General features: G+C 64.9%; 21 protein-coding genes and 1 tRNA gene. 8 read left to right on the top strand and 14 right to left on the bottom strand.

Features of this window, described 5'->3' with window-relative positions; translation table 11 throughout:
- Positions 1-165 precede the first annotated feature (165 nt).
- The 5 genes from ATE64_RS04550 to ATE64_RS04530 all read right to left on the bottom strand — a co-directional run bounded on the left by ATE64_RS04550 (position 166) and on the right by ATE64_RS04530 (position 7,819).
- Positions 166-1,197 carry a hypothetical protein gene (locus tag ATE64_RS04550; protein ID WP_058454285.1) on the bottom strand — a complete coding sequence of 344 codons (1,032 nt, stop codon included), beginning with the start codon at positions 1,195-1,197 and terminating at the stop codon, positions 166-168.
- Positions 1,194-2,384, bottom strand: a complete 1,191-nt coding sequence (locus ATE64_RS04545; protein WP_058454286.1) for a GIY-YIG nuclease family protein — start codon at positions 2,382-2,384, stop codon at positions 1,194-1,196. Before ATE64_RS04545 ends, ATE64_RS04550 begins: the two co-directional genes overlap by 4 nt.
- Positions 2,377-4,422, bottom strand: a complete 2,046-nt coding sequence (locus ATE64_RS04540) for a DEAD/DEAH box helicase (protein WP_058454287.1) — start codon at positions 4,420-4,422, stop codon at positions 2,377-2,379. The genes ATE64_RS04545 and ATE64_RS04540 overlap by 8 nt, the downstream gene beginning before the upstream one ends.
- A complete protein-coding gene (locus ATE64_RS04535) occupies positions 4,419-7,199 on the bottom strand; it encodes a DNA methyltransferase (protein ID WP_058454288.1) in 2,781 nt (926 codons plus the stop codon). Before ATE64_RS04535 ends, ATE64_RS04540 begins: the two co-directional genes overlap by 4 nt.
- A 543-nt stretch (positions 7,200-7,742) precedes the next feature.
- Positions 7,743-7,819 (bottom strand) — tRNA-Arg (locus ATE64_RS04530).
- A 267-nt stretch (positions 7,820-8,086) separates the two neighbouring features.
- Here ATE64_RS04530 and ATE64_RS04525 point away from each other — a divergent pair.
- Positions 8,087-9,148, top strand: a complete 1,062-nt coding sequence (locus ATE64_RS04525; RefSeq protein ID WP_058454289.1) for a putative sulfate exporter family transporter — start codon at positions 8,087-8,089, stop codon at positions 9,146-9,148.
- Positions 9,149-9,179: 31 nt separating this feature from the next.
- On the opposite strand, the gene ATE64_RS04520 is transcribed toward ATE64_RS04525, so the two are convergent.
- On the bottom strand, positions 9,180-9,983 hold the full coding sequence (locus tag ATE64_RS04520) for a zinc-ribbon domain-containing protein (RefSeq protein WP_058454290.1): 804 nt from the start codon (positions 9,981-9,983) through the stop codon (positions 9,180-9,182).
- Positions 9,984-10,244: 261 nt separating this feature from the next.
- Here ATE64_RS04520 and ftsE point away from each other — a divergent pair, with 261 nt between their 5' ends.
- Genes ftsE through ATE64_RS04500 form a run of 4 tightly spaced genes read left to right on the top strand, consistent with a single transcriptional unit; the run spans position 10,245 to position 13,141 of the window.
- Positions 10,245-10,967, top strand: coding sequence for a cell division ATP-binding protein FtsE (ftsE, locus tag ATE64_RS04515; RefSeq protein ID WP_058454291.1), 723 nt, complete (start codon positions 10,245-10,247; stop codon positions 10,965-10,967).
- 7 nt (positions 10,968-10,974) lie between these two features.
- The gene (locus ATE64_RS04510; RefSeq protein WP_058454292.1) at positions 10,975-11,880 is read left to right on the top strand and encodes a hypothetical protein; all 906 of its coding nucleotides are present in this window, start codon (positions 10,975-10,977) and stop codon (positions 11,878-11,880) included.
- On the top strand, positions 11,877-12,407 hold the full coding sequence (locus ATE64_RS04505) for a YdcF family protein (RefSeq protein ID WP_058454293.1): 531 nt from the start codon (positions 11,877-11,879) through the stop codon (positions 12,405-12,407). Before ATE64_RS04510 ends, ATE64_RS04505 begins: the two co-directional genes overlap by 4 nt.
- 11 nt (positions 12,408-12,418) lie before the next feature.
- The gene (locus ATE64_RS04500; protein WP_058454294.1) at positions 12,419-13,141 is read left to right on the top strand and encodes a lysophospholipid acyltransferase family protein; all 723 of its coding nucleotides are present in this window, start codon (positions 12,419-12,421) and stop codon (positions 13,139-13,141) included.
- A gap of 39 nt (positions 13,142-13,180) precedes the next feature.
- Here ATE64_RS04500 and ATE64_RS04495 read toward each other — a convergent pair whose 3' ends face one another.
- Together ATE64_RS04495 and hisC are read right to left on the bottom strand one after the other, a co-directional pair.
- The gene (locus tag ATE64_RS04495) at positions 13,181-14,086 is read right to left on the bottom strand and encodes a prephenate/arogenate dehydrogenase family protein (protein ID WP_058454405.1); all 906 of its coding nucleotides are present in this window, start codon (positions 14,084-14,086) and stop codon (positions 13,181-13,183) included.
- A complete protein-coding gene (gene hisC / locus ATE64_RS04490; RefSeq protein WP_058454295.1) occupies positions 14,083-15,198 on the bottom strand; it encodes a histidinol-phosphate transaminase in 1,116 nt (371 codons plus the stop codon). The genes ATE64_RS04495 and hisC overlap by 4 nt, the downstream gene beginning before the upstream one ends.
- A 79-nt stretch (positions 15,199-15,277) precedes the next feature.
- Here hisC and ATE64_RS04485 point away from each other — a divergent pair, with 79 nt between their 5' ends.
- Positions 15,278-16,399: a homoserine O-acetyltransferase gene (locus ATE64_RS04485; RefSeq protein WP_058454296.1), complete on the top strand. Its 1,122-nt coding sequence runs from the start codon at positions 15,278-15,280 to the stop codon at positions 16,397-16,399.
- Positions 16,393-16,989: a methionine biosynthesis protein MetW gene (gene metW / locus ATE64_RS04480; protein WP_156416484.1), complete on the top strand. Its 597-nt coding sequence runs from the start codon at positions 16,393-16,395 to the stop codon at positions 16,987-16,989. Before ATE64_RS04485 ends, metW begins: the two co-directional genes overlap by 7 nt.
- Here the strand turns inward: metW and ATE64_RS04475 are convergent.
- Positions 16,986-17,627 (bottom strand): TetR/AcrR family transcriptional regulator, encoded by a 642-nt coding sequence (locus ATE64_RS04475; protein WP_058454298.1) that lies wholly within the window; start codon positions 17,625-17,627, stop codon positions 16,986-16,988. The two genes, metW and ATE64_RS04475, sit on opposite strands and share 4 nt — an antisense overlap.
- A gap of 214 nt (positions 17,628-17,841) precedes the next feature.
- Here ATE64_RS04475 and ATE64_RS04470 point away from each other — a divergent pair, with 214 nt between their 5' ends.
- Positions 17,842-20,190 (top strand): TonB-dependent receptor, encoded by a 2,349-nt coding sequence (locus ATE64_RS04470; protein WP_082657573.1) that lies wholly within the window; start codon positions 17,842-17,844, stop codon positions 20,188-20,190.
- 50 nt (positions 20,191-20,240) lie between these two features.
- Here ATE64_RS04470 and ATE64_RS04465 read toward each other — a convergent pair whose 3' ends face one another.
- From ATE64_RS04465 to hemC, 5 genes are read right to left on the bottom strand one after another with little or no spacing between them, the layout of a single operon-like run.
- Positions 20,241-21,359 (bottom strand): CaiB/BaiF CoA-transferase family protein, encoded by a 1,119-nt coding sequence (locus ATE64_RS04465; protein WP_058454299.1) that lies wholly within the window; start codon positions 21,357-21,359, stop codon positions 20,241-20,243.
- A complete protein-coding gene (locus ATE64_RS04460) occupies positions 21,359-22,561 on the bottom strand; it encodes an acyl-CoA dehydrogenase (protein ID WP_058454300.1) in 1,203 nt (400 codons plus the stop codon). The genes ATE64_RS04465 and ATE64_RS04460 overlap by 1 nt, the downstream gene beginning before the upstream one ends.
- Before the next feature lie 38 nt (positions 22,562-22,599).
- Positions 22,600-23,499, bottom strand: a complete 900-nt coding sequence (locus tag ATE64_RS04455) for a mitofilin family membrane protein (RefSeq protein WP_058454301.1) — start codon at positions 23,497-23,499, stop codon at positions 22,600-22,602.
- Between the two features lie 19 nt (positions 23,500-23,518).
- Positions 23,519-24,205 carry a uroporphyrinogen-III synthase gene (locus ATE64_RS04450; RefSeq protein ID WP_058454302.1) on the bottom strand — a complete coding sequence of 229 codons (687 nt, stop codon included), beginning with the start codon at positions 24,203-24,205 and terminating at the stop codon, positions 23,519-23,521.
- On the bottom strand, positions 24,202-25,155 hold the full coding sequence (gene hemC, locus ATE64_RS04445) for a hydroxymethylbilane synthase (RefSeq protein WP_058454303.1): 954 nt from the start codon (positions 25,153-25,155) through the stop codon (positions 24,202-24,204). Before hemC ends, ATE64_RS04450 begins: the two co-directional genes overlap by 4 nt.
- Between the last annotated feature and the right edge of the window lie 76 nt (positions 25,156-25,231).

The following is a 25,231-nucleotide window of genomic DNA, read 5'->3' as shown; positions in this document are numbered from 1 at the left end:
CGACACGGACTTCTGCCGCTTCAGGCGCAGCGTTCAATCAAGCTGGCGGATTGGCGTCCGCAGCGTGGTACACCCCATAAGAGCCGCTTCGCGATCGCTGCCAAGTCGACGGCCGCAAAAGGTTTGAAGCCGGGCTTTTGAGAACGGCTCGCAACTAGTGATTGTCTAGTCGGCTATCGGTCCAAAACGTCTCCCACTCGCCATTGCCTTGACGTCGTGCAGCCTGTTGCCAAAGGCCGTGAGGAAATCGTCCGCTTCCAATGCCCACATCTTGAACCGGTTGCCGCTGCGGCGAAACACAAGAACCTTGCCGTCATAGAGGTCAAAACCATGCGTTTCAGGGATCGGCAGCGTTATCTTCTCCATCAGATTATTGCCAAGTCTTAAGTCTCGCGAAACGAGGCCGCCGCTCGGCGGTTCAAATGTAATGGTCCCGATTACCGAGTTGCGCGCAAGATTCGCAGGGGGATTAAAGCCAAAGAAACCGCTCATCCCTCTCGGCAAATCGATCTGGTTCCCAGGACGATGCGGTCCACGATTCTGTGTGACGTAGCCAGCCTCAATCCAGAACATGTTTGGGGCTGGTTGGCCGGCTTCGTCCTCATCTTCAGCCGTTACCGCAGCGAAATCTGCCTTCCAGCGTTCCTCATATATCTCCAGGATATCGTCCAGCGGTGTGGCTTGTGCCCAAAGGTCATCGGCCATCGCCTCGATATTGCGGATCCTGCGTTCGTATTCCACTTGAACATCGGTGCAGATCGAGGCTCCCGCCTCGATACTCTTCCGCAGGCCGTTTGAGGAAAAGTTGCCGGACCCTACGATCATCCCCGCTCGGCCGTTGGTACGGTTTGCCAATATCGATGACTTCGCATGGAAGTCTCGGCGGGGCAGAAATCCGTTTTGCTCGACAATCCACGCCCCATCGTAGATGCGGACCTCCGCATTGGGTTTGTCGCTGATTATCCGTAGGGCGTAAGGCTGGGTCCGTCCGTAATCCAGCCCGAACAACCATCGCGATTGCGTTCCGGCCCAAAAGGCAGGCGACATCGCAATGCTGAAGGCGGAAGCGCCGGACTGAGTGGCGTAGGCGTATACGCCCAAATATTCTTCCGAGCCGATCCAATCGTGAGCCCGTTGTATCTCCGAGAGGGTCGTAGGTGAATTCTGATCGCTGTGAAGGAACGTGCGCAGCCTCATGCCTTGTTCCCCGATCGAACGAGGGCGGCTTTGCTTGGGTCGTAAACGAACCCAGTGATCGAGCCGTCTTTGATGCGATCGACCGCTTCGTCGATGACGAACAGCGGCACAAGAAACCATTCCTGCGGCACCACAGGATTACCGAAGCGATCGGTAATGGTGATGTCCAGCCGCGCGGGATCGAAAACGCGGTGGATGAGACGCTCCAGCTTGGCACGATTGATGTTGAAGAGATCGTAGGTCGCGACGATTTCTACGTCGGCCATCATGAATGTCGGCTGCAAGCGCGCGCCTGCGATACGCTGTTCGACACTCATGTTCGTTACGCCGATCTTGTGGACCAGATCGCGATTAGCGGCAACGGTTGGATAATCGGACTTGCTCCGAAGCACGTAGATCGTGCCGGAAGCCAGATCATCGCCGGCGTGCTCACCGGAAAACAGCGGCCCTGCAACGGGGTCGGTTATACGCCTTCCGACCTCGTCTTTATGCAGCGCCCGCTGGAGCGAGCGCATGAGCATATTGCTCTCGGTGCCGTTGTCGAAAACCACACGGAGCCGAGCATCGGTCTTGCCCTGCGCGTTGACGAAGACCTCCTCCATATCGGCAACATAAGCCTTTTGCCCGCTGACGATGAACCATGCGCCGGGGCCGATCTCCGCTTTCATTTCGAACGGACGCGTTTCGCGCAGACCGGAATCGATCTCGGCCTGAACGGCTTCGAACAAAGGTTCAAACCGCTCAAAATCCTCACACCGCTCACGGTTGGCGATTTCCTCCGCTGCACGCTTTTCGGCGGTCGTTCGCACATGACGAAGTTCGGTGATGTCGGCCGATCCTGCCGCGCCTTCTAGCTCGGCGAGTAGCTCATCCTCGTCCATTTCCTCCACCGACGAGGCGGAAGCGCTCTCCGCACCAGTCAGCAATCCTTGATGGTCGAGCGGCGCTAGAAGGGAGTGGCACTCCTCTAGACCACGAAGACGGTCAAGCCGGACGGCATAGAGCCGCTCGAAAACATCCCCTTCTTCGCCGTGCTTCGGGGCGCGGCCATGCTCCTCGGTGAAGCGCTGGATTTCCTCAAAACCCGCAATGATGCGCTCCTCACGCTGGGAGCGTCCGGCGTTCTTTTCCGGCTGGGCAAACTCGGCCAGCTCCTCGCGCAGTTCATCGAGGTTGAGATCACTCATAGCGGCCCTCATCCTTGAAGCGGACAAACGCGGCCGCGCCCTCTGCCATGCGCTTTTCCCACGCATCGGTCGCACTGATGGAAGGAAGCCGTCCGCGCTCGTTCTTGAACTTCACGGCGCGCACGGCCAGTTCCTTGGCCTCATCGGGCGTGAGGGTCGTGCGTTTGGCTGCGATGGCGGCAGCTACCTGTTTGAGGCTTTCCTCGCTCATCGTTTTTGCAAGGATGGCGTATGCTTCGCCGAATGGGTTGATCCGGTCGATAAGATCAATGTCGAGTTCGGTGACGCTAAGCGCGAATTTACGCACGCCATCGATCAGGGCAGTGTTAGCGCTCGGCTCGCCATCTGCTTCCTTCTTCGCCTGCTGCGTCAGGGTGAGCGCGGCGATAGCGTGCTGGCGCACCGCCTCCTGGTCCTCGTCGCTCAGCTCGGGATACTTATCCTTGATGATCTTCCCGAGACGCACTTGCGTAAGCTCCTCTGGCACGAGCTCCTCGTCGAACAGACCTCTCTCGATCGCGGTCTTGTCTTGCACGAAGGCCGCGATCACCTCGTTGAGGTCCTCCTGACAGATGCGCGCAGCTTCGCTGGATTTAGGCTCCACAAGCCCGTTGATTTCGATCTGGAACTGGCCGGTCTGCTCGTTGAAGCCGACATTGCATTTGGTGGGGTCGTATCCGCCTTCGCCATAGTCGAAGCCAGGCGAAGGGCCGCTCGCCGGATTCTTTGGCTTGAATTCGAAGCGCGGCGCAAGAACCTGCTCCATGAGGAGGCTTGCGGCGATGGCCTTAAGTGTGTCGTTCACCGCTTCGGTAACAGCCGCCTCCGACGCATCGGGTTCCGCGATCAGATTGGTGAAGCGAGCACGGGTCTTGTTCGGCGCATCTCTCGTGGCGCGTCCAATGATCTGGACGATCTCGGTCAGGCTGGAGCGGTATCCGACTGTGAGGGCATGCTCACACCAAATCCAGTCAAAACCCTCCTTCGCCATCCCGAGCGCGATGATGATGTCCACAAAATCTCGGTTGTTCTTCTGCCTGGGATCCTTGAGCGCCAGCGAGACACGATCCCGCTTGACCGGATCGTCATCGACGAGATCGGCGATGCGCAGAATTCGCCCCTCGAGCGTTTTGACGAGTTGAAAGCCTGTGAGCGGATCAGCCCCTTGCCACTCGCCCAGCTCGCCGATGATGTGCTCGACCTCCTTGATCTTGTCCTTCGTGCTCTCGCGCGAGTTGACGTTCGGAATGTGGATGATCGTCTTCTCGGCGGGATCAAGCACCCCAAGAATGTCGTCGGCATAGGAGCCGGAATAAAAGAAGTATCCGATGTCGAGTTGCTTGAGATACTCGTAGCCGTTGAGCTGCTCGTAATAGGTGTAGGTGACGCTCTCGAACTTCGCTTCGTCGTGCGGCGCGAGCACGGCCTCCGCGTCGCCACGGAAATACGAGCCCGTCATCGCCACGATATGCACGCGGTCACGGGCCATAAACTGGCCGAGATGCTGACCGAGCTTGTTGTCGGGATTGGCCGAGACGTGGTGGAACTCGTCCACCGCGATCAGGCGGCCATCGAATCGCTCCACGCCGTATTCGTCCACGGCGAAGCGGAACGTGGCGTGGGTGCAAACCAGCACCTTGTCCTCGCTATCAAGAAAGGCGACGACGGACTTGACCTTACCGCCGTTGTCCCCGCCAGGCGCATTGCAGAGATTCCACCTCGGCTCGACATGCCAGTCGGCCTCAAAGCCGTACCGGGTGAGCGGCTCGTCATTGAAGCTGGAGCCGATCGATTTTTCCGGCACGACGATGATAGCCTGCTTCACGTCTTGATGCGCCAGCTTGTCGAGCGCGATGAACATCAGCGCACGGCTTTTCCCGGAGGCTGGAGGCGACTTGATGAGAAGGTACTGCTCACCGCGCTTTTCGAAGGCGCGCTCCTGCATGGGCCGCATGCCGAGCGCATTGGCTTTGGTCGAAGCGCCGTTGCGCACATATGAAACCGAAACAGAGGGGACGGATCTCTTTTCGTCGGTCATGCGTTTGCCCCCGCCCTGCGTCTTCTGGTTTCGCCCTGCGAAGTGGTCATCTTCGTGTAAAGATCGAACAGTTTCTCCAGCCGCTCGGTATCATTGCGAAATCTCCGCCCGATATAGATGCGCTCCAGAACCTCGTCGTTGTGCTCGTGCGCCTGCCGCAGGTCAGACGGCATGTGCTCGGGCTCATAGAGATCTGCAATCGTTGCAGGAAAATGGGCCTCACGGGCGAGGAGAATATCTTCCGCGCATCGTGTCAGATCAGCCTTGTTCTTGTCGGTGAGGATTGGAACCGGAAAGGTGTTCCAGCCAATCGTATTCGAGTATCGGAAGTCCGTTTTTAGCTTTCCGCAGACGGTGGCGACCCAGACCAGATGAAGCCGCGACGCCACGATCGACATATTCCACAACGGTGCATCGTAGAGGGCGAACAACAGATCGCTTACGATCGTCTCCCGATCGAAAAGATGCACGGGCAGGTAGGGGCGTCTTTCCGACGACACTTTCGCCACGGCCAGTGTGTAGCGCTTGGCAGTGCCCGCGATCTGGACGAACCGATAGGGCTTGGAAGCGAAATCCCGAGTCGATGCGGCTGCGCTGCTGGCGCGGAAATCCCGCACGCGGGCTAACAGGGCTCGTAAATATGGGTGGGCCTCCGCAAACTCGGAGTCCTTGGCCTCGATCCAAACGCACCAGCGGGGCTTTCCCTGAATCATCTGCTCGGAGCCCAGATAGGGCCGGACGAACCGACCCAACTCGGGATACTGGTGGAGAACCTGCCTACGCTCATCTGGCGACAAGATGAAATGGCCGCCATCACGCGGCATGTTTCCAAAGAGCATTGGAGATAGACCTCCGATCGGGCTTCGTGCCGCATCGACGGAAGTGTTGGCGCCGGCCGCAAGGTAGGCGTTGATGTTGCTCACCTGCCGCTCGGTCACCGAACCGTCATCGGCGATCGAGAACAGGCGTTTGGAAGCCGGTGCCTCCCGCGAAATGGCGACGATTGCCACAATCACGCCCGCGTTGTGGCTCGCAAGATTGGCCCATTTGAATGAGGTATGGGCAAACGAGATCTGGTGGCCGGTGCCGAAAATCAGGGGCCACAGGATCGGAACCTGTTGTCCCTGACAGACCGAATTGGTTGAAACGAACGCCGCAGCGGCGTTCGATCTCAAGCCGTAATCCGCAGCCTTCATGAACCAGCCTGCGACATAGTCTAGGGACTTCCATGCGGGCGTGCGACTGTCAAAAATCGCCCTTAAATCGTCCTTCTGATCCTCGTTCTGCCACTTACTTCCGAGGTAAGGCGGGTTACCACAAATGTACGTTTCGCCACCCTCATTCTCGAAGTCGATTTGAGCCTGGTCGAGCGGGATGCTGAATAGATCTTCACCTACCAGTTTCACCCCTGTTCCGGTTGGAGGGCAAATGCTTAGCCAATCTAGGCGCAGGGCGTTGCCTCTAAAAATCCAGTTCTGGGCATCAAGCGGCAGAAGGTCCGCAAGAGCCAGCTTTTGGCCTCGATAGAGCACGTCGCACTGGTACTCTGCAATTATGAGCGCAAGTCTCGCAATCTCTGCAGGGAAGTCACGCAACTCGATACCGCGGAAGTTCGTCACCGGGATATCAGAAGGTCGATCGGCTTCGCCACGCCGCGTGTTGATAGTGGCTTCGATATCGCGCATTTCCTTGTAGGCAATGACAAGGAAATTTCCGCTGCCGCAGGCTGGATCGAACACTCTGATTTTCGATAAGCGTTTGCGCAGATTAAATAGCGTGCGAGCGTTGTCGCCAGCTTCTTCGAGCCGCTGCCGCAAATCATCGAGGAATAGCGGATTCAGTACCTTCAGAATGTTCGGCACGCTGGTGTAGTGCATCCCGAGCGCACTGCGCTCTTCGTCGTCTGCGACGGCTTGGATCATCGACCCAAAAATATCGGGATTGATCTGCCTCCAGTCGAGCTTCCCTATATGGATTAAATATGATCGCGCGATCCGGCTGAAGCTCGGTACGTCCGTGTTTCCCGAGAACAGCCCGCCGTTCACGTAGGGAAACGGCTCGGCCCATCGAGGAAGAGACGCCGAACTTCGATCTTCGCCTTTGGTGTTCATTGCGCGGAAGAGCGTGCCTATGACACTATGGGTGTTTGACGAGTCTTTCGCGCTCATCTTATCGATTGTGTCGGTAAATAGCCTTGTCTTGCTGAAGATGTCTGTGTCTTCGGCGAAAAAGCAGAAGATCAAGCGCGCCATGAAATGATTCATGTCGGGCCGCCGCTCTGCCGTGCCCCAATCAGGATTGTCCTTCAAAAGCTCGACATAGAGGCGATTGAGGCGACTAGTCGCTCTGATGTCGAACGAGTTATCGCGGATTTGCTGAACGGTCGAAATCCCTGCAAGCGGCAGGAAGAAGCCGAAATGATCAGGAAAATCCCCATATGCGGACGCGACGGTCTCGCCGCTCTCGATATCTTCCGCCTCGAACATATCGCCATCCGTCGCGAGCACGAACTTCGCCTTGGCCCGCGAGGTGGCTGGACTGGCCCTTAGCGCGAGAAGGGTTTTCGTGACCTCTCCCACGGCGCAGCTAACGATATGGATGTTGTTAGTTTGGAGGACTCCGCCCATGTCCGACTTGTTCGACACGCCGCTTCGCAGGCGCTTGATAGTGGTTTCCTTGTTGCCGAAGGCCTCTAGAAACGCGAAGGGGAATTCCACTGGGTCGAATGGGCGCTCGGCCAAATCGCTAACGGCTTGCTCAATTTCAACCGCGTTCATTTCTTCTCCGCCCCGACTCTTGAAGCGCCCGCATTACTGGTGTGCAAACTGATGTAATTCTTCATAAATTCGCGAATGACTTGTGCAGCAGGCCGGTCCTGCTCCCGGCATGCTGCTAGGAATTTCTCCCTTAAATCCCGCTCAATGCGGATGCGAAGCCCTGAGTCCTTCATGGCCCTATGTGTACCCGGCGGATACACATGGCACCATCAATTTCGGGACTGGCGTGTCTTAATAAGCCGAAAATCGGGGGACATCTCGGTGGGGTCGGCGGCCAGGCTTTGAAAGCAAACGGTTCACAGAACATACACCGCCGCGATGAGGCGCAGGCCTCTGCCGGCCGGGGCTGGCACTGGGCCATACAGGGAAGGCCGAGTATCGGAGCTCATCGCAGGTGATGTCCGTGCTCCAAGCCCGGCTCAAAGTTGTGGAAACTGGAGTGGGTCTACTCCGCCCCGCCGTCACAGACCAAACTGTGACGTAAGTCTGAGTAGCTTCGAATGGGGAGCAGTCGCTCGACCCAGAAGTCAATCAAGGCAGGGATGGCGCACCCATCAGGATTCGAACCTGAGACCTCTACCTTCGGAGGGTAGCGCTCTATCCAGCTGAGCTATGGGTGCCTATTGCTTACGCCGTGCTTACGCGGAAAACCTGTGAGTTGGAAGCTCTACTCGCGTTTCTCGCAAACCTTTGTAAACGAACTCCTTTTCGTCATCACTTAAAGACCAGCCGCCCTTGACATCAGCCTTCGGAGGGCAGCGCTCTATCCAGCTGAGCTACGGGTGCCGGTAGAGCGCGGCCTCTAGCAAGCAAGGGCGTCGCCAGCAATGGCCTATCGACCGCCGCGCGCAGATGTGCGAAGCGGGCGGCGATTTGGGGGAAAGCGTATGCGCGCATCCGAGCAGAGCTGGCCGATGGCGGCCGACCTGTATGGCGAAATGCAGCTCGAGGCGGTACCGCCCGCGAAGCGCCGGCTGCGCGACTATCTGCCCGGCGCCTTCGTCACTGCCATCGCCGCGCTCGCCGCCGCGTGGCTCGCCGACCATTATGCCGCGCCGCTGGTGCTGATGGGGCTGCTGATCGGGCTCGCGATGAGCTTCCTGTCGCAGGACAAGCGAACGCACGCGGGGCTCGACCTGATGTCGCAGACCGCGCTGCGCATCGGGATCGTCCTCGTCGGCGCGCGGATCACCGCCACACAGCTCGTCGAGCTGGGGCCGCTGCCCTTTGCGCTGCTCGTGCTCATCATGCTCACGGTGATCGTCGCGACCGTCGCAAGCGCGCGTCTGTTCCGGCAGGACAGGCATTCGGCGCTGCTCGCGGGCGGGGCGACCGCGATCTGCGGCGCGTCGGCGGCGCTCGCGCTTTATTCGCTGATCGGCGACAAGCGCGTCGACCAGGCGCGCTTCACCCTGACGCTCGTCGGCATCACGGTCGCGAGCGCACTCGCGATGACGCTTTACCCGATACTCGCGACCGAACTCGGCCTGTCGGACCAGCAGGCAGGCTTTTTGATCGGCGCATCGATTCATGACGTCGCGCAGGCGATCGGCGGCGGCTTCTCCTTTTCCGCTCGAGCGGGCGAGGTCGCGACGATCGTCAAGCTGGCGAGGGTCGCGCTGCTCGCGCCGATGCTGATGCTCGTCGGTCTTTGGCTGGCGCGGAGCGGCGAGGCCAATACCAAGACGCGCATTCCGCTGCGTCTGCCGTGGTTCATCCTCGGCTTTCTTGCCGTCGCCGCGGTCAATTCGCTGGTCGCGATCCCGAAGCCAGTGCAGGGCGCCGCGAATACCGCCGCGCAGGCGCTGTTGCTGCTCGCGATCGTCGCGACGGCAATGAAGGCGCGGTTGCACCTGCTGCTCGATCAGGGGTGGCGCAGCTTCGCCCCGATCGTCGTCGCGACGCTGACCAGCTTCCTGTTTTCGCTGGCCGCCGCGATCAGCCTGTGACGCCGTGACGTCACCGTAACACTCTGGGATATCAGCCCTTCGGTAGCGCCCAGCTCACCGTCAGCTGCGTGGCGCGGCGCGGAATGTCGAGCTTGGCCTCGCTGAAATTGACCTTCTCGTTGGGCGGCAGCATCCGCACCGGCGGCTTGATCGTCCAGCTATAGACGATCGTCCCCTGCGCATCGCGCAGCTCGGCGAGGATCGGCGGCACGCGCTGTTCGCGATCGGTCGGGTTGATGATCACCCCCGACGCGGCGAAATAGATGGTGCCGTCGGCCAGTTCGCGATGGTCCTGGTTCGGCGGCAGCTCGATCACCAGATCGGGCTCGTCGGTCATCCCGGGAATCCCGAGGCCCTGCGCCCAGCCGGGCAGCCCGAACCAGTAGAGCGCGCCGGTCGCGGCGAGCATCAACAGCGCCGCGCTCGCCGCGATCAGCGTCCAGCGCCGCGCCGGGTTGCGGCGCGGGCGGCGGAAGGGCAGCGGAGCGTCTTCCGCCGGCGGCTGGATCACCGGCGTTTCGGGCGCGGCAAAGGCTTCGGGCGGCGGCGGCGGGGCAGCCGCGACGGGCTCTTCGACGAAAACCGGTCGTTCGGGCACCGCTTCGGGCGGCGGCACGGCAGGCGCCGGATCGGGCTCGCGCACGACCGGCGCGGGCCCGGCCGCAGCCGGTTCGGCCGGCGGCGGCGGGGTCGGTGGAGCTGCGGCGGCGGGCGCCGCGGGCTCCTGGAACCAGCTGTGCCGGCAATTGGCGCAGCGTACTGTCCGTCCGGTGGGTCCGATCGCCGTGTCGGGGACGACATAGCGCGTATGGCAGGACGGGCAGGCAAGGATCATGGCTCCCCTCTAAACATGCCGATTCGCGCGTGGCAAGCTCTGCGTTACGCGCAGCTTGTCGCGGTGCCGGCCCACTCCCCCGCCCATCCTCCCAGAGCATATCGTATCGCGAGGTTGGGCGGGGGAACGGGCCGGCGCCGCCTCCTGCGAAACAGAGCACTTTACCTCTGTGGACAGGCATGTAACAGCCGGGCGCATGAGCGTCGGGGCTGTCATCATCCACGGTTCGTCGGGCGCCCCCGCGCGCGCCATGGGGGCGTCATGACGTCGACGCCCCGGTCTGGCGGCGCGATGGTCGAATTCAGCGGCGTCGGGCTCCGCTACGGCCCCGATGCCGAAATCCTGTCCGACATCAGCTTCAACCTCCAGCCGGGCAGCTTCTATTTCCTCACCGGCGCATCGGGCGCGGGCAAGACCTCGCTGCTCAAGCTGCTCTATCTCGCGCAGCGGCCGAGCCGCGGGATCGTCCGGCTTTTCGGCGAGGATCTGGTGTCGATGCCGCGCCATCGCCTGCCTGGGTTTCGCCGCCGTATCGGCGTCGTCTTCCAGGATTTCCGGCTGATCCCGCACCTCAGTGCGCGCGACAATATTGCTTTGCCGCTGCGCATCGCGGGGGTGAGCGAGGAGGATCTGTCGGGCCCGGTCGGCGAGATGCTGAGCTGGATCGGTCTCGCCGAGCGCGCCGAGGCCTTTCCCCCGACGCTTTCGGGCGGCGAGCAACAGCGCGTCGCGATCGCCCGCGCGGTGATCGCGCGGCCGCAGCTTCTCGTCGCCGACGAACCGACGGGCAACGTCGATCCCGAGATGGCGACGCGCCTTCTGGGGCTGTTCGAGGCGCTCAATCGCCTCGGCACCACTGTCGTGGTTGCGACGCACGATATCCACCTGATCAGCCGCATCGAGAATGCGCAGATGATGCGCCTCGAGAAAGGGCGCCTGTCCGACCCGACCGGCGCGCTGCGCTATCCGCCGAACCGATCGTGACGCGCCGATGATCATCCCCCGCGTTCCCGTCCAGCACCGCCGCCTGCTCCCCGACCGCCGCCTGTCGGGGCCGACGCCGTGGGTCATCGCGATCCTGATGCTGCTCACCCTGCTCGCAGCGGCAGCGGGTGTCGGTCTCGCGCGCTCGGCGAACGCGATCGGCGACGCGATCGCGGGGCGCGTGACCGTGCAGATCGTCACCGCCAACCCCGTCACCCGCGCCGAACAGGCCGTCGCCTTGCGCCGCGCCGCCGCCGCGCAGCCCTTCGTCCGCTCGGCGCGCGCGGTCGAACAGGAGGAATTGAAGGCGACGCTCGGCCAATGGTTCGGCGGTGCGGAAGGCGACGACCCGGTGCTGCAGTCGCTGCCGCTCCCCGCGCTGATCGACATCGATTTCGTCGGCGAGGACCGCGCCCGCCACATGGGCCAGCTCCGCGCGCTGGTCGCGCTCGAGGCACCGGGCGCGCGGATCATCCCGCACGCCGAATGGCTCGGCCCCGTCGCGCGGCTGATCCGTTCGCTCGCCTGGGTCGCGGGCGGCCTCGTCGTCCTGATGACGCTCGCGAGCGCCGCGGTCGTGATCATGACGGCGCGCGCCGCGCTCGGCACCCATTATGCGACGATCGAGATGCTCCACATGATCGGCGCGACCGACCAGCAGATCACGCGGCTGTTCCAGCGGCGGATCGCGATCGACACGGCTTATGGCATCGCGCTCGGCACCGTCGTCGCGGCGCTGATCCTGCTGCTGATCGGCTGGCAATGGTCGGGGGTCACCTCGGGGCTCGCCGCGACCGCGTCGCTCGGCCCCGCCGGCTGGACGCTCTTGCTGGCGCTGCCGCTATTGGCTATCGCGCTCGCAGCTTTGACCGCGCGGCTGACCCTGCTCGCCGCCCTCCAGAAGATACTATGATCAAGCGTCTGATTTCGCTCATCTTCCTGGCCTGGGTGCTCGGCTTCGCCTGGTTTGCGCTGCTGTTGCCGCAGCCCGCACCCGCCGAAAAGACCGACGCGATCGTCGTCCTGACCGGCGGACCCGGCCGGATCGACCGCGCGCTCGAACGGCTCGAGGCCGGCGATGCCAAGCGATTGCTGATCAGCGGCGTCGCGCGCGAGGTGAAGCCCGGGGAACTCGCCGCCGAATACAAGCGCTCCATAAAGCTCTTCGACTGCTGCATTGCGCTGGGGTTCGAGGCCGAGGATACGCGCTCGAACGCGACCGAGGTCGCGAGTTGGGTCCAGCGGCGCAACTACAAGAGCATCCGCCTGATCACCACCGACTGGCACATGCGCCGCGCCGAATATGAGATCGGCCGCGCGGTCGGCGACACGGTTCGGATCGTCCCCGACGCGGTGCGGAGCCAGCCGAACTTCGCGACCCTGTTCCGCGAATATCATAAATATCTCGCCGGGCTGGCGGGCGGGCTCCTCGGCCTCTAGAAACCGCGCCGATGCGCTACACCATCGCCCTTCTCCGCTCGATCCTCTTCTGGCTGCTGTTCGTGATCATGAGCAGCATCTCGTCGATCGGCGCCGTCATTTCGCTGCCGGTCTCGCACCATGCGACGATCTGGTTCGTGCGCATCTGGGCGCAATTCCACCGGCTGATATGCCGCTTCGTGCTCGGGCAGAGGATCGTCGTTGAGGGCGACATGCCCGATATCCCCGTCCTCTACGTCTTCAAGCATGAGGGCGCGTTCGAGACGATCGAACAGCCGATGCTGTTCAGGCATCCGGCGGTATTCGCGAAGGAAGAGCTGTTCTCGATCCCCGTCTGGGGGCAGGCGGCGCGCTTCTATGGCCTGATCCCGGTCGACCGCGACGGCGGCGGCAAGGCGATGCGCGCGATGCTGAACGCCGCCAAGGCCGCGCTGGCGAAGGGTCGTCCGCTGGTGCTGTTCGCCGAGGGAACGCGCGTACCGCACGGGTCGGCGCCGCCGCTCCGCTCGGGCTTCGCAGGCGTTTACCGGATGCTCGGCGTGCCCGTGATCCCGGTCGCGGTGAACAGCGGCCTCGTCTATCCGCCGCGCCGCTGGGTCAAATGGCCGGGCACGATCACCTACCGGATCGGCGAGACGATCCCCGCCGGCCTGCCGCGCGAAGAGGCCGAGGAGCGGGTCTGGCGCGCCATCAATGCGCTGAACCCGCCGGAGGCGCTGCTTTCGGCCAGATAGCGGCACTGGCCCGCCGCCGCTTTCCGTGTCAGCGGAAAATCAATGCCGCCGCCCGAAATCGGGCGCGGCATCATCCTGCCCCTGTTCGATGATCGAGCGCCGGATCGCGCGGGTGCGCGTGAACCAGTCCTCGAGCTTTGCTCCGTCGCCGCGGCGGATCGCCTGCTGGAGCGCGGTGAGATCCTCGTTGAAGCGCTGCAGCGTTTCGAGCACGGCATCCTTGTTCGCCAGGAACACGTCGCGCCACATCACGGGGTCGCTCGCCGCGATGCGCGTGAAATCGCGGAAGCCGCCCGCCGAATATTTGATGACCTCGCTCTCGGTCACTTCCTCCAGCTCGCTCGCGGTGCCGACGATCGTATAGGCGATGAGGTGCGGCAGGTGGCTGGTCACCGCGAGTACCATATCGTGATGCGCCGCATCCATCGTGTCGACCTTGGCGCCGAGCGCTTCCCAGAAGCCCGACAGTGCCGCCACGGCGTCGGCGGGCGCGCTCGCGCCCGGCGTCACGATGCACCAGCGCCCCTCGAACAGGGTCGCGAAGCCCGCGGCGGGTCCGCTGTTCTCTGTCCCCGCGACCGGATGCGCGGGAATGACGACATGGTCGGGCAGCGCCTTCGCCAGTGCATCGGCGACCCCCGCCTTCGACGATCCGACGTCGGAAATGATCGCATCGGGCTTCAGTCCCGAGGCGATCGCGGCGGCCGCATCGGCCATCCGCCCCACCGGCACCGCGAGAATTACGAGGTCGGAGCCCAGGACGGACGCGGCGGGATCGTCGGCGATCGTATCGCACAGCCCGAGCGCCCGCGCCTCTTCGCGCACATCGGCGCTGGCGTCATGGCCGGTCACCGTCACCTGCGGCAGCCGCGCCTTCGCGGCGCGCGCGATCGACGAGCCGATCAGCCCCAGCCCGACGACCGTGACCCGCTCGATCGCCATCAGCCGGCGAGCGCCGCGCGGACCGCCGCCGCCAGCCCGCGCGTTTCCGCCTCGGTACCGATCGTCATGCGCAGCGCCTGCGGAATCCCCTGCCCCGGCAGCCAGCGGACGATATAGCCCGCATCCATCAGCCGGTTGTAGACCGTCTCGGCGCTGACCTCGCCCTCGAACAGCACGAGCAGGAAGTTGGTCGCCGACGGCACGACGCGGACGCCATGGTTGCCGAGGCTTTCGAGCTCCTGCGCCAGCCACGCGCGCCACCTGGCATTATGGTCGCGGCTGTTCGCGACGAAATCCTCGTCGCCGAGCGCGGCAATCGCCGCCGCCTGCCCCGCGCGCGTGACGTTGAACGGCAGGCGGATACGGTGCAGCGCCGAAATCACCTCGGCGGCGGCATAGCCCCAGCCGATCCGTTCGGCGGCAAGGCCGTGGATCTTCGAGAAGGTGCGCGTGACGAAGACATTCGGCTGCGTCTTCGCGAGTTCGAGCCCGCCATCGTCCTCGGCCGCCGAAAGATATTCGCTATAGGCCTGGTCGATCACGAACAGCACGTCCTTGGGCAGCCCCGCATAGAGCCGCTGCACCTCCTCGCGCGTCGCGAGCGTGCCCGTGGGATTGTTCGGGTTGGCGAGATAGACGACGCGGGTCTTGTCGGTCACCGCCGCAAGCAGCGCATCGACGTCGGTCGCATAGTCGCGATCGTCGGCCTCGACCGGCGTAGCGCCGACGCGGCGCGCGGCGATTTCATAGACCGCGAAGCCATAGCGCACATAGAGAATCTCGTCGCCCGGCCCCGCATAAGTGCCCGCCGCCAGGTGCAGCAACTCGTCGGAGCCGTTCCCGCAGATGACCCGCGCCGGGTCGAGCCCGAACTTCGCCGCAATCGCCGCGCGCAGCTCGTTCGCGCCCGGGTCGGGGTAACGCGACAGCGCGTCGGCCGCCGCCTGCGACGCCGCGAACGCCGCGCGCGCCTTGTCCCCGGTACCGAGCGGATTTTCGTTCGCGCTGAGCTTGATCAGCGGACGACCGTCGGCGCCGGCCGACTTGCCGGGCACATAGGGGGCGATGCCGCTGATCCACGGCTTCGGAGTGAGGGTCGGGGTCGCGTCGGTCATGCCGCGCCGTTTAGCGGCTGTGCGCCCCAAGTCCAGCACGTTGACAGCCTGTCCGCGCCCGCTTAGCCCCGCGCGCACGATGGCAAGCCTGCTTCACCAGATCCAGCACCAGAGCGTGACGATTCCCGCAGCCCTGCCGCTCGACAGCGGCCAGTCGCTGCCGTCGGTGACGATCGCCTGGCAAAGCTATGGCGCGCTCGACGCCGACAAGTCCAATGCCGTGCTGATCTGCCACGCGCTCACCGGCGACCAATATGTCGCGAGCGACCATCCTGCGACGGGCAAGCCCGGCTGGTGGGCGCGGATGGTAGGGCCCGGCAAGCCCATCGACACCGATCGCTTCCACGTCATCTGCGCCAACGTCCTCGGCAGCTGCATGGGGTCGAGCGGCCCCGCGACCCCCGACGCCGCGACCGGCGCACCACTGGGCATGGCCTTTCCCGTCATCACCATCACCGACATGGTGCGCGCGCAGGCGATGCTGCTCGATCATCTCGGCATCGAACGGCTTCATGCCGTCATCGGCGGATCGATGGGCGGGATGCAGACGCTCGCCTGGGCCGCATCCTATCCCGAGCGGCTGCGTTCCGCGGTCGTCATCGCCAGCGCAGCGCGCCATTCGGCGCAGAATATCGCGTTCCACGAGGTCGGACGGCAGGCGATCATGGCCGATCCCGACTGGCAGGGCGGCCAATATTACGGCAGCGCGCGGGCGCCCACAAAAGGCCTCGCGGTCGCGCGCATGGCGGCGCACATCACCTATCTGTCCGAGGAAGGGTTGACCGAGAAGTTCGGCCGCCGGCTGCAGGCGCGCGACATCAAGAGTTTCGGCTTCGACGCCGATTTCCAGATCGAATCCTATTTGCGGCACCAGGGGCTGGCCTTCACCGACCGCTTCGACGCCAACGCCTATCTCTATATCACCCGCGCGATGGACTATTTCGACCTCGCCGAGCCGCACGACGGGCGCCTTGCAGGTGCCTTCGCGAACGCCAAGGATGTGCGCTTCACGCTGGTGAGCTTCGACACCGACTGGCTCTATCCGACCGCCGAATCGCGGCGCATCGTCCAGGCGCTCCATTCGGTGGGTGCGGCGGCGAGTTTCGTCGAGCTGTCGGCGCCCTTCGGTCACGACAGCTTCCTGCTCGATGTCCCTGCGCTCGACCGGATCATGGCGGGCGCGCTCGGAGCCGGCTGGTGAGCGCGCTTCGTCCCGACCTGCGCATCATCGCCGATGCGATTCCGGCGGGCGTGCGCGCACTCGACATCGGCTGCGGCGACGGCGCGTTGATGGCCGAACTGCGCGCCGAAAAGCGGATCGACGCGCGCGGGCTCGAAATCGACGCTGCGGCGATCGAGGCAGCGATGGCGCAGGGGCTGTCGGTGGTGCAGGGCGACGCAAACCGCGACCTCGCCGATTATCCCGACGACGCGTTCGACTATGCCATCCTGTCGCAGACGCTGCAGACGACCGAACGCCCCGACCGCGTAGTCGGCGAACTGCTCCGCATCGCGCCGCGCGCGTTCGTCAGCTTCCCCAATTTCGCGCACTGGCGCGTGCGATTGTCGCTGCTATGGACGGGCCGGATGCCGGTGACGCGGCTGCTGCCCGTCGCCTGGTACGAAACGCCGAACATCCACCATGTGACCGTCCGCGACTTTCGCGAGCTGCTGCGCGAAAAAGGCATCCGGGTCGAGGGCGCCTGGTATCTGTCGGGCGACAAGCCGACGAGCGACGCCGCCGCGAGCTGGCGCGCCGAGCACGCGATCTTCCTGATCGCGCGCGGTTAATCCCGCTTCTTCAGTCCGTTCGCGAGCATGTCGTTGGCGATCCGCGCCACATCGGCGATGTCGGCGTCGGCATCCCACAATCCGTAGCGCATCCCGAGGAACACGTTCATCCCCGCGATCGCCCAGGCATGGACCTCGCTCGCATCCGCGCGAATTTCGCCGCGCGCCGCACCGGCTTCCAACCGCTGCCGCATACGTTCGACCGTCGTTTCATAGTGGCGGCGATAGCTTGCGTAATCGACGAACTCGGCCTCGTCGATGATGCGATAGATTTCCTTGTGCTCGCGCACGAAGCCGAGGAAGGATTCAAGGCCGATCCGCTCGGCGCTGATCTCGTCGGGGGCCGCCTGCACGCGCGGGGTGACATGGTCGCGCAACTGCTCGCTCATATAGCGGACGAGCGCCTGGAAGATTTCGTCCTTCGAATCGAAATAGGTGTAAAAACTGCCGAGCGCGGTGCCGGCGCGGCGCGTGATGCCGCTGATCGACGCATCGTGAAACCCGCGCTCGCCAAACTCGGTCGCCGCGGCGTCGAGCAGCTTGCGCAAGGTCCGCCGCCCGCGCTCGGTGCGCGGTGTCTTGTCGGGATTCCCCGTTTCTTCCGCCCTTAGCGGCGCCGATGAGCGCGGCTGATCCATTGCCTTGCCTTCCCGTCCCCTGTCCGCCTGCCCCTCCTCGGGTTACCGCCAGCGTGACCTTTTCGCATCACCGGCAGGCAAAACATAGCGGTTTCACATTCCAAGTTGAAACTTGGTTCATGTTTCATTATTGGGTGGCGCGCGGCTTGGCAAGACCGGGCCCAAGAAAAGAGGAGGGACGGCGAGGGGTCGTCCGCCACATGGGAGAGTTTTCATGCGTCCTTTCGCCCGCCAGCTGCGCCGTGCCGTCTATGCAACGAGCGCGCTTTCGATCCTCGCCTTCACGCCCGCCGCCTTCGCCCAGGAAGAAGGCGCAAGTGCCGATGCCGGCGATGAAGAGATCATCGTCACCGCCCGCCGCCGCGACGAACGGCTGATCGACGTTCCGGTCGCGATCACCGCCTATTCGGGCGAAGCGCTCGAAAAGGCCGGCGCGATCGACATCACCGAAATCGGCCAGACCACTCCGAACACGACGCTCGAGGTCTCGCGCGGCTCGAACTCGACGCTGACCGCCTTCATCCGCGGCGTCGGCCAGCAGGATCCGGTGTCGGGTTTCGAACAGGGCGTCGGCCTCTACCTCGACGACGTCTATCTCAACCGTCCGCAGGCGGCAGTGCTCGACATCTATGACGTCGAGCGCATCGAAATTTTGCGTGGGCCGCAGGGCACGCTCTATGGCCGCAACACCATCGGCGGCGCGGTCAAATATGTTACCGCCCCGTTGCCGCAGGATTTCTCGCTCAAGATCAAGGGCACGCTCGGAACCTACAAGCAGGCCGATCTGATCGTTACCGCGAGCACCCCGATCGGTGATCTGCTTCGCATCGGCGGCTCGGTCGCGCGACTCTCGCGCGGCGGCTTCGGCGACAATCTCACCACCGGCCTCGAAAATTACAACAAGGATGTCTGGGCCGGTCGCGGAACCGTCGAGTTCGGCGGCTATGGCGAGCCGGTGCTGATCCGCATCTCGGGCGACTATAGCAAGGACAAGAGCGATCCGCGCGGCGGCCACCGCCTGATTCCCAGCCTCGCGACGAACGCGCCGGTCCTCGACGACGTCTATGACAGCCGCGGCGGTCTCGTCGATCCCAAGCAGAGCATCGAGGCTTACGGGCTTGCGATGAACGTCACCGCCGAACTCAGCGACACGGTCACGCTCCGCTCGATCAGCGCCTGGCGCAAGGACAAGTCGGCGACCCCGATCGATTTCGACGCTTTGCCCGCGGTCGACGTCGACGTTCCCGGCTTTTATTTCAACGAACAGGTCAGCCAGGAATTCCAGCTCCTGTACGAAGGCGACAAGCTGAAAGGCCTGCTTGGCTTCTATTATCTCGACGCGACCGCCGACACGCTGTTCGACGTCCGCATCTTCAACACCTTTGCCGGGCTGACCGCCTTCACCGAGGCCGATGTCGATACCAAGACCGCGGCGGTGTTCGGCGATTTCACCTATGATTTCACCGACCAGTTCAGCCTGTCGCTCGGCGGCCGCTATACGTGGGACAAGCGCGAGGCCTCGATCCTGCGCCAGAATTATCTCGGCGGCGGCTCGCCGGTGTTCGGCGGCGCGGGCGTTCCCTTCGGCGCGCCGGGCACCGATTTCGAAGGCAGCCGCAAGTTCAACAAATTCACCCCGCGCGCCTCGCTGACCTTCAAGCCCACGCCCGATCACACGCTCTACGCAAGCTATTCGCAGGGCTTCAAGGGCGGCGGCTTCGATCCGCGCGGCGTCGGGGCCAACGCGCCCGACCTCGACGGCAACGGCACGCGCAGCGACGCTGAAATCGCCGCCTTCCTGAGCTTCCGCCCCGAAAAGGTCGAAAGCTACGAGCTCGGCTACAAGGGCAGCCTGTTCGACGGCGGGCTGAACGTCGCAATTGCGGGCTTCTATGCCGACTATACCGACGTCCAGATCCCCGGCTCGGTCGCTTGCACCGTCGGCGGCCTGCCCAGCTTCTGCGGCATCGTGTCGAACGCCGGCAAGGCGACCTTCAAGGGCCTCGAGTTCGAGGGCCGCGCGCGGCTGGGCGAAGATCTGGCTGCGGCTGGCGACCGGCTGACGCTGTCGACCGCGCTCGGCTATATCGATGCGCAGTACAAGCGCTTCGTCACCAATATCGCCGGCGTGCCGACCGACGTCGCCGATTTCCGCCGCGTCCAGAACACGCCCAAATGGACCGCCAGCGGTACGCTCGCTTATTCAGCCCCGGTCGGCGACGGCGACATCAGCTTCGGCACAACGCTGTCGTACCGCAGCAAGACCAACCAGTTCGAAATCCCGAACCCCTATATCGACCAGAAGGGCTTCGCGCTGTGGGACGCCAGCCTCGTCTACACCGCGCCCGAAGGCCGCTGGAGTCTCGGCGTCTTCGGCAAGAATCTGACCGACAAGCACTACAAGACCTCGGGCTATACCTTCATCGGCGTGAACCCGGTTACCGGCGTGCCGATCCTCGGCGCGAACGGCCTGCCGACCTCGGCGCTGGGGACCGAAGGCACACTGACCGCCTTCTACGGCAACCCGCGCCAGGTCTTTGTCACCGGCACGGTCAAATTCTGATCGCAAGGTAATAAGGGGGGAAAGGGGCGTCCGCTGCGGCGCCCCTTTTTCTATGAGGCGAGCGGCGGCGCCCCGGTCGGGGCGACCATCCGCTCGCCATCGATCACGATCGGGCTCGCAACGCCGTCGATAAAGGCCCCGTCGGGCCGGAAGCGCATGCCGCGCGCGATCACCTGCGGATCGGCGAACACCCCGGCGAGGTCGTTGATCGGGCCTGCTGGCACACCCTCCGCCTCGAGCGCGAGCGACAGCGGCTGCGCGTCCCAGGTGGCGATCTTCGCCGCAAGCAGCGGGATCAGCTCGGCGCGGTTCGCGAGCCGCGCGGCATTGTTCGCGAAGCGCGCATCGTCCGCCCACTGCGGCTCGCCGAGGATCGCGCAGAGCTTGCGATACTGGCTGTCGTTGCCGACCGCGACGACGAGCTGGCCGTCGGCGGTCGCAAACGCCTGATAGGGCACGACATTCGCGTGACCATTGCCCATTCGCTTCGGCGACACCCCGCTCGCCAGATAGTTCGCGGCCTGGTTGGCGAGCACCGCGACCTGCGAATCGAGCAGCGCCATGTCGATATGCGCGCCCGCTCCGCTGACGTCACGACGTCGCAGCGCGGCGAGGATCGCGACCGCCGAATACATGCCGGTGAAAATGTCGGCATAGGCGATTCCCGCCTTTTGGGGCGCCCCGTCGGGCTCGCCGGTCAGCGACATGAAACCGCTCATCGCCTGGACGATGAAATCATAGCCCGCGCGGTGCGCATAAGGCCCGGTCTGGCCGAAGCCGGTGATCGAGCAGACGATCAGCCGCGAGAAATCGGCGCGCAATCGCGCTGGATCGAGCCCATATTTGGCGAGCCCGCCGACCTTGTAATTCTCGATGACGACATCGGCATCGGCGAGCAGCGCGCGCACCCCGGCTTGGCCCTCGGCGCTCGCGATGTCGATCGCGACGCTCCGCTTGCCGCGGTTGGTGCTGTGATAATAGGCCGCGCCCAGATTCGCGCCGTCCGCGCCGGTGACGAAGGGCGGCCCCCATTCGCGCGTGTCGTCGCCGGCGCCCGGCCGCTCGACCTTGACCACCTCGGCGCCGAGATCCGCGAGCAGCTGCCCGCACCACGGCCCCGCAAGCACGCGCGCCAGCTCGACGACGCGCAGGCCCTCCAGCGGCCGCATCAGGAAAAGGCGGGAATGCCGGTGATCGCGCGGCCGAGGATCAGCGCATGGACGTCGTGCGTGCCCTCATAGGTGTTCACCGTCTCGAGGTTCACCGCGTGACGGATGACATGATAGTCCGCCGAAATCCCGTTACCGCCGTGCATATCGCGCGCAACCCGCGCGATATCGAGCGCCTTGCCGCAATTGTTGCGCTTCAGGAGGCTGATCGCATCGGGAACCAGCCGGCCCTCGTCGATCAGCCGGCCGACGCGCAGCGCGGTCTGCAGCCCCATCGAAATCTCCGTGAGCATGTTGGCGAGCTTCAGCTGGACGATCTGGTTCGCCGCGAGCGGGCGCCCGAACTGCTTGCGCTCGAGCGTGTAGTTGCGCGCCGCTTCGTAGCAGAATTCAGCCGCGCCCATCGCGCCCCAGCCGATGCCGTAGCGCGCGCGGTTGAGGCAGCCGAACGGGCCTTTGAGGCCCGAGACGTGCGGCAGCAGCGCATCCTCGCCGACCTCGACCCCGTCCATAACGATCTCGCCGGTGATCGAGGCGCGTAAGCTGACCTTGCCCTCGATCTTCGGCGCCGACAGGCCCTTCATCCCCTTTTCGAGGACGAAGCCGCGGATCGCGCCGTCGTGCGCGTCCGATTTCGCCCAGACGACGAAGACATCCGCGATCGGCGCGTTGGTGATCCACATCTTCGCGCCCTTCAGGCGATAGCCGCCCGCGATCTTCTCGGCGCGCGTGCGCATGCTGCCGGGGTCGCTGCCCGCGTCGGGCTCGGTCAGGCCGAAGCAGCCGACGAGTTCGCCCGAGGTCAGCCCGGGCAGAAACTTCCGCTTCTGCTCCTCGCTGCCATAGGCGTTGATCGGATGGATCACGAGGCTGCTCTGCACCGAACAGGCCGAGCGATAGCCCGAATCGATGCGCTCGACCTCGCGCGCGATCAGCCCGTAGGAAACGTAATTGAGCCCCGCCCCGCCATATTCGGGATCGATCGTCGCGCCGAGCAGGCCGAGCTGGCCCATCTCCGACATGATCTCACGGTCGAAGCGCTCGTCGAGAAAGGCCGAGGTGACGCGCGGCAGCAGCTCGCCCTCGGCATAGGCGCGCGCCGCGCTCTGGATCATCCGCTCTTCTTCGCTGAGCTGGTCGGCGAGCTGGAGCGGATCGAACGGGTCGAGCGCCTCGATGCGCTGCGGATCGGCGAGGGCCATGGGTCGGGCTTTCTCTTGGGGCGTGCCCGCGGGCGCGCTCAGGGGTTCGTTTGGGCCGGATCGCGGGCCATCGCGACGGCGGCCCCGTCGCGCGGCTCCAATATCGCGGCGGTCTCGATCAGGTCAAGCGCACGCCGCGCCTCGTGATAGCGGCGCGCGTCGATCAGCCAGTCGCCCGCCTCCGCCGCGCCGGGCATCGCCTCGACCTCGGTAATCGCCTGGTCGACCATGCCGCCCGCGAGATAGCGGCGCGCGCGTTCGAGCCGCTCGGTCGCACGCGGCGACTGCGTGCCCGCCGGGCGCACGACGAACAATTCGCCGAGCTCGCGGCGCAGGCCGGTCCACAGGCTGCCCTTGTCGCCGCTGCGCCCGACAAGTTCGGGCGCGATCGCGTCGAGTTCGGCGCGCAGCTGCTCGAGCGTCACCGGTTCGCGGGAGGTTTCGGTGATCGTCTTGACCGCATTGGGCTGGTCGTCGCCGAAACGCAGGCGAAGCTGCGCCTCGAGATAGCCGAGCGACAACCCGCGATCGAGCGCGCGCCGCACCGCAAAGGCGACGAGCAGCCCCTCGGCGCGCGAGGCGTTGCCCGACGCCGATTCGGCCTGCAGGTTGATGCGCGACAGCCGCTGTTCGAGTTCGGCGACCCGCGCCGCGAGACCGCCTGCGCCGTCGACTGCGGGCGCCGCGGCCACCTGCCCGCCAGCCGCCACCTCGGCCTGGCCGATCGCGGCGAGCGCTCCGCCCACCGCCGGTTCGTCGCTGACGACGGTCACCGGGGGCTTCTCGCTCGCCAGCCAGCGACTCATCGCCCAGCCGCCGCCGACCACGCCCAGGATCAGGAGAAGCACCGCGCCGATGAACAGCGCGCGGAGCGAAAGTCTTTTCACCGGGGCCACGCCGTCCGAGGACGCCGGCCTGTCGATGCTTTCGATTGTCATGTGTCTCTTTCGAACGACCCTATTGGCGACCCTTGTGGCACAAACGGACCGCCTCTGCCAACATCGCGGCATCATCGGGGCGCGGCGAAACCGCCTTTTCCGCCCAGCCATCACCCGCCGCATCGGCGGCCGCGGCGCTGATCGCCAGCAAGGTCAAATGCTTAACCGCCGCTCCGGCGAGGTCGGCGGCCCGCGCCGCGATCCGCGCCGAGTGGGCAAGGACCACCGCCGGCGCCGCGACCGAATCGCGCCAACCGGCGGCCGGATCGACCGGATCGACCGCATAGACGGGCAGCGCCGTCACCGTCAGCGCGGTCGCGAACGCCGTACGGTCGCGCCCGCAAAGCCACAGGATTCGCCGCTTTCCCGATGACGCCATGCCGTCGAGCAGCGCCTGGGCGTCGCGCTCGCCGACGGCAGCGACGCCGAACCCCGCATCGCGCGCCGCAGCGGCGGTCGCCTCGCCCACCGCATAAACCGGAAGCGCCCCGAGCGCGGCGAGCCCGGACCCGCCCAGCCGTGCCGCCTGCGCACTCGTCAGCAGCAGCGCGTCATGGTCGCGCGTATCGGGCGCTACCCATTCGAGCGCCCGCGCCGCAAACAGTGGCAGCGGCCGCGCATCGAGCCCCAGCGTCCGCGCCCGCGCCACCGTCGCGGCGCATCCCGGCTCGGGGCGCGTCACGAGCAGCGGCAGGCCGCCAATCATACGGCGAACAGGCGCCGCACGCTGCCCGGAGCTTCGTCCAGTAGGCGATGCGCCAGCGCCTCGGCATCGCCGCGACCGGTGACCAGCGCATGGCCCGCCACATGCTCCGCGCCGTCGTCCGAGAAGATTTCGGCGTCGAGGCGAAGCGCGCCATCGTCCAGCCAGTGTGCGTATGCCGCGACCGGCGAACGGCAATCGCCGCCGAGCGTAGCGAGCAACGCGCGCTCGGCCGCCACAGCGCGATGCGTCGGCGCATGGTCGATCGTCTTGAGCAGTGCGAAGGTCGCGGCGTCATCCGCACGGCACTCGATACCGATCGCCCCCTGCGAGGCGGCAGGCAGCAGCAGGTCGATCGCCTGCGCCTGCCCGATGTCGTGCATGCCGAGCCGGTCGAGCCCCGCCGCCGCGAGCAACGTCGCATCGACCTCGCCCGCGGCGAGCTTCGCGAGCCGCGTCTGGACATTCCCGCGCAGCAGCATCGTCACCAGGTCGGGGCGCAGCCGCCTGACCTGCGCCGCGCGCCGCGGGCTGCTCGTCCCCAGCCGCGCGCCGGGCGGCAGCTCCGCAATCGTCGTCGCGGTGACGCCGCCGCGCACCACCAGCCGGTCGCGCGGATCGGCACGCTCGAGCATCGCGCCTAGCGCAAAACGCGCGTCGCGGATCGTTTCCACATCCTTCAACGAATGAACCGCGATATCGATCGCGCCCGCATCGAGCGCGGCGTCGAGTTCGCGCGTCCACAGCGCCTTGCCGCCAACCTCGGCGAGCGCGCGATCCTGGATCTTGTCGCCGGTCGCGGTCATCGCCACGATTTCAAGCGCTTCGGGCGCCAATGCATGGGCCTTGGCCAGTGCGGCGGCGGCCATATGCGCCTGCGCGAGCGCCAGCGGCGAGGCCCGCGTGCCGATACGCAGCGGGCGGGCAGTTGTCGGAAGCGGAATCGAAGCCATATTCACGCGCTAGAGCATTTCCCGAAAAAGTGGGAACCGGTTTTTCCAATCCGGTTTTCGGCGGGGAAAGGCTCGC

The organism is Sphingopyxis sp. H073 (assembly GCF_001468395.1).
GTDB lineage: Bacteria > Pseudomonadota > Alphaproteobacteria > Sphingomonadales > Sphingomonadaceae > Sphingopyxis.
The sequence above is the reverse complement of the archived record's forward strand: the minus strand, read 5'-3'. Positions and strand labels throughout refer to the sequence as shown.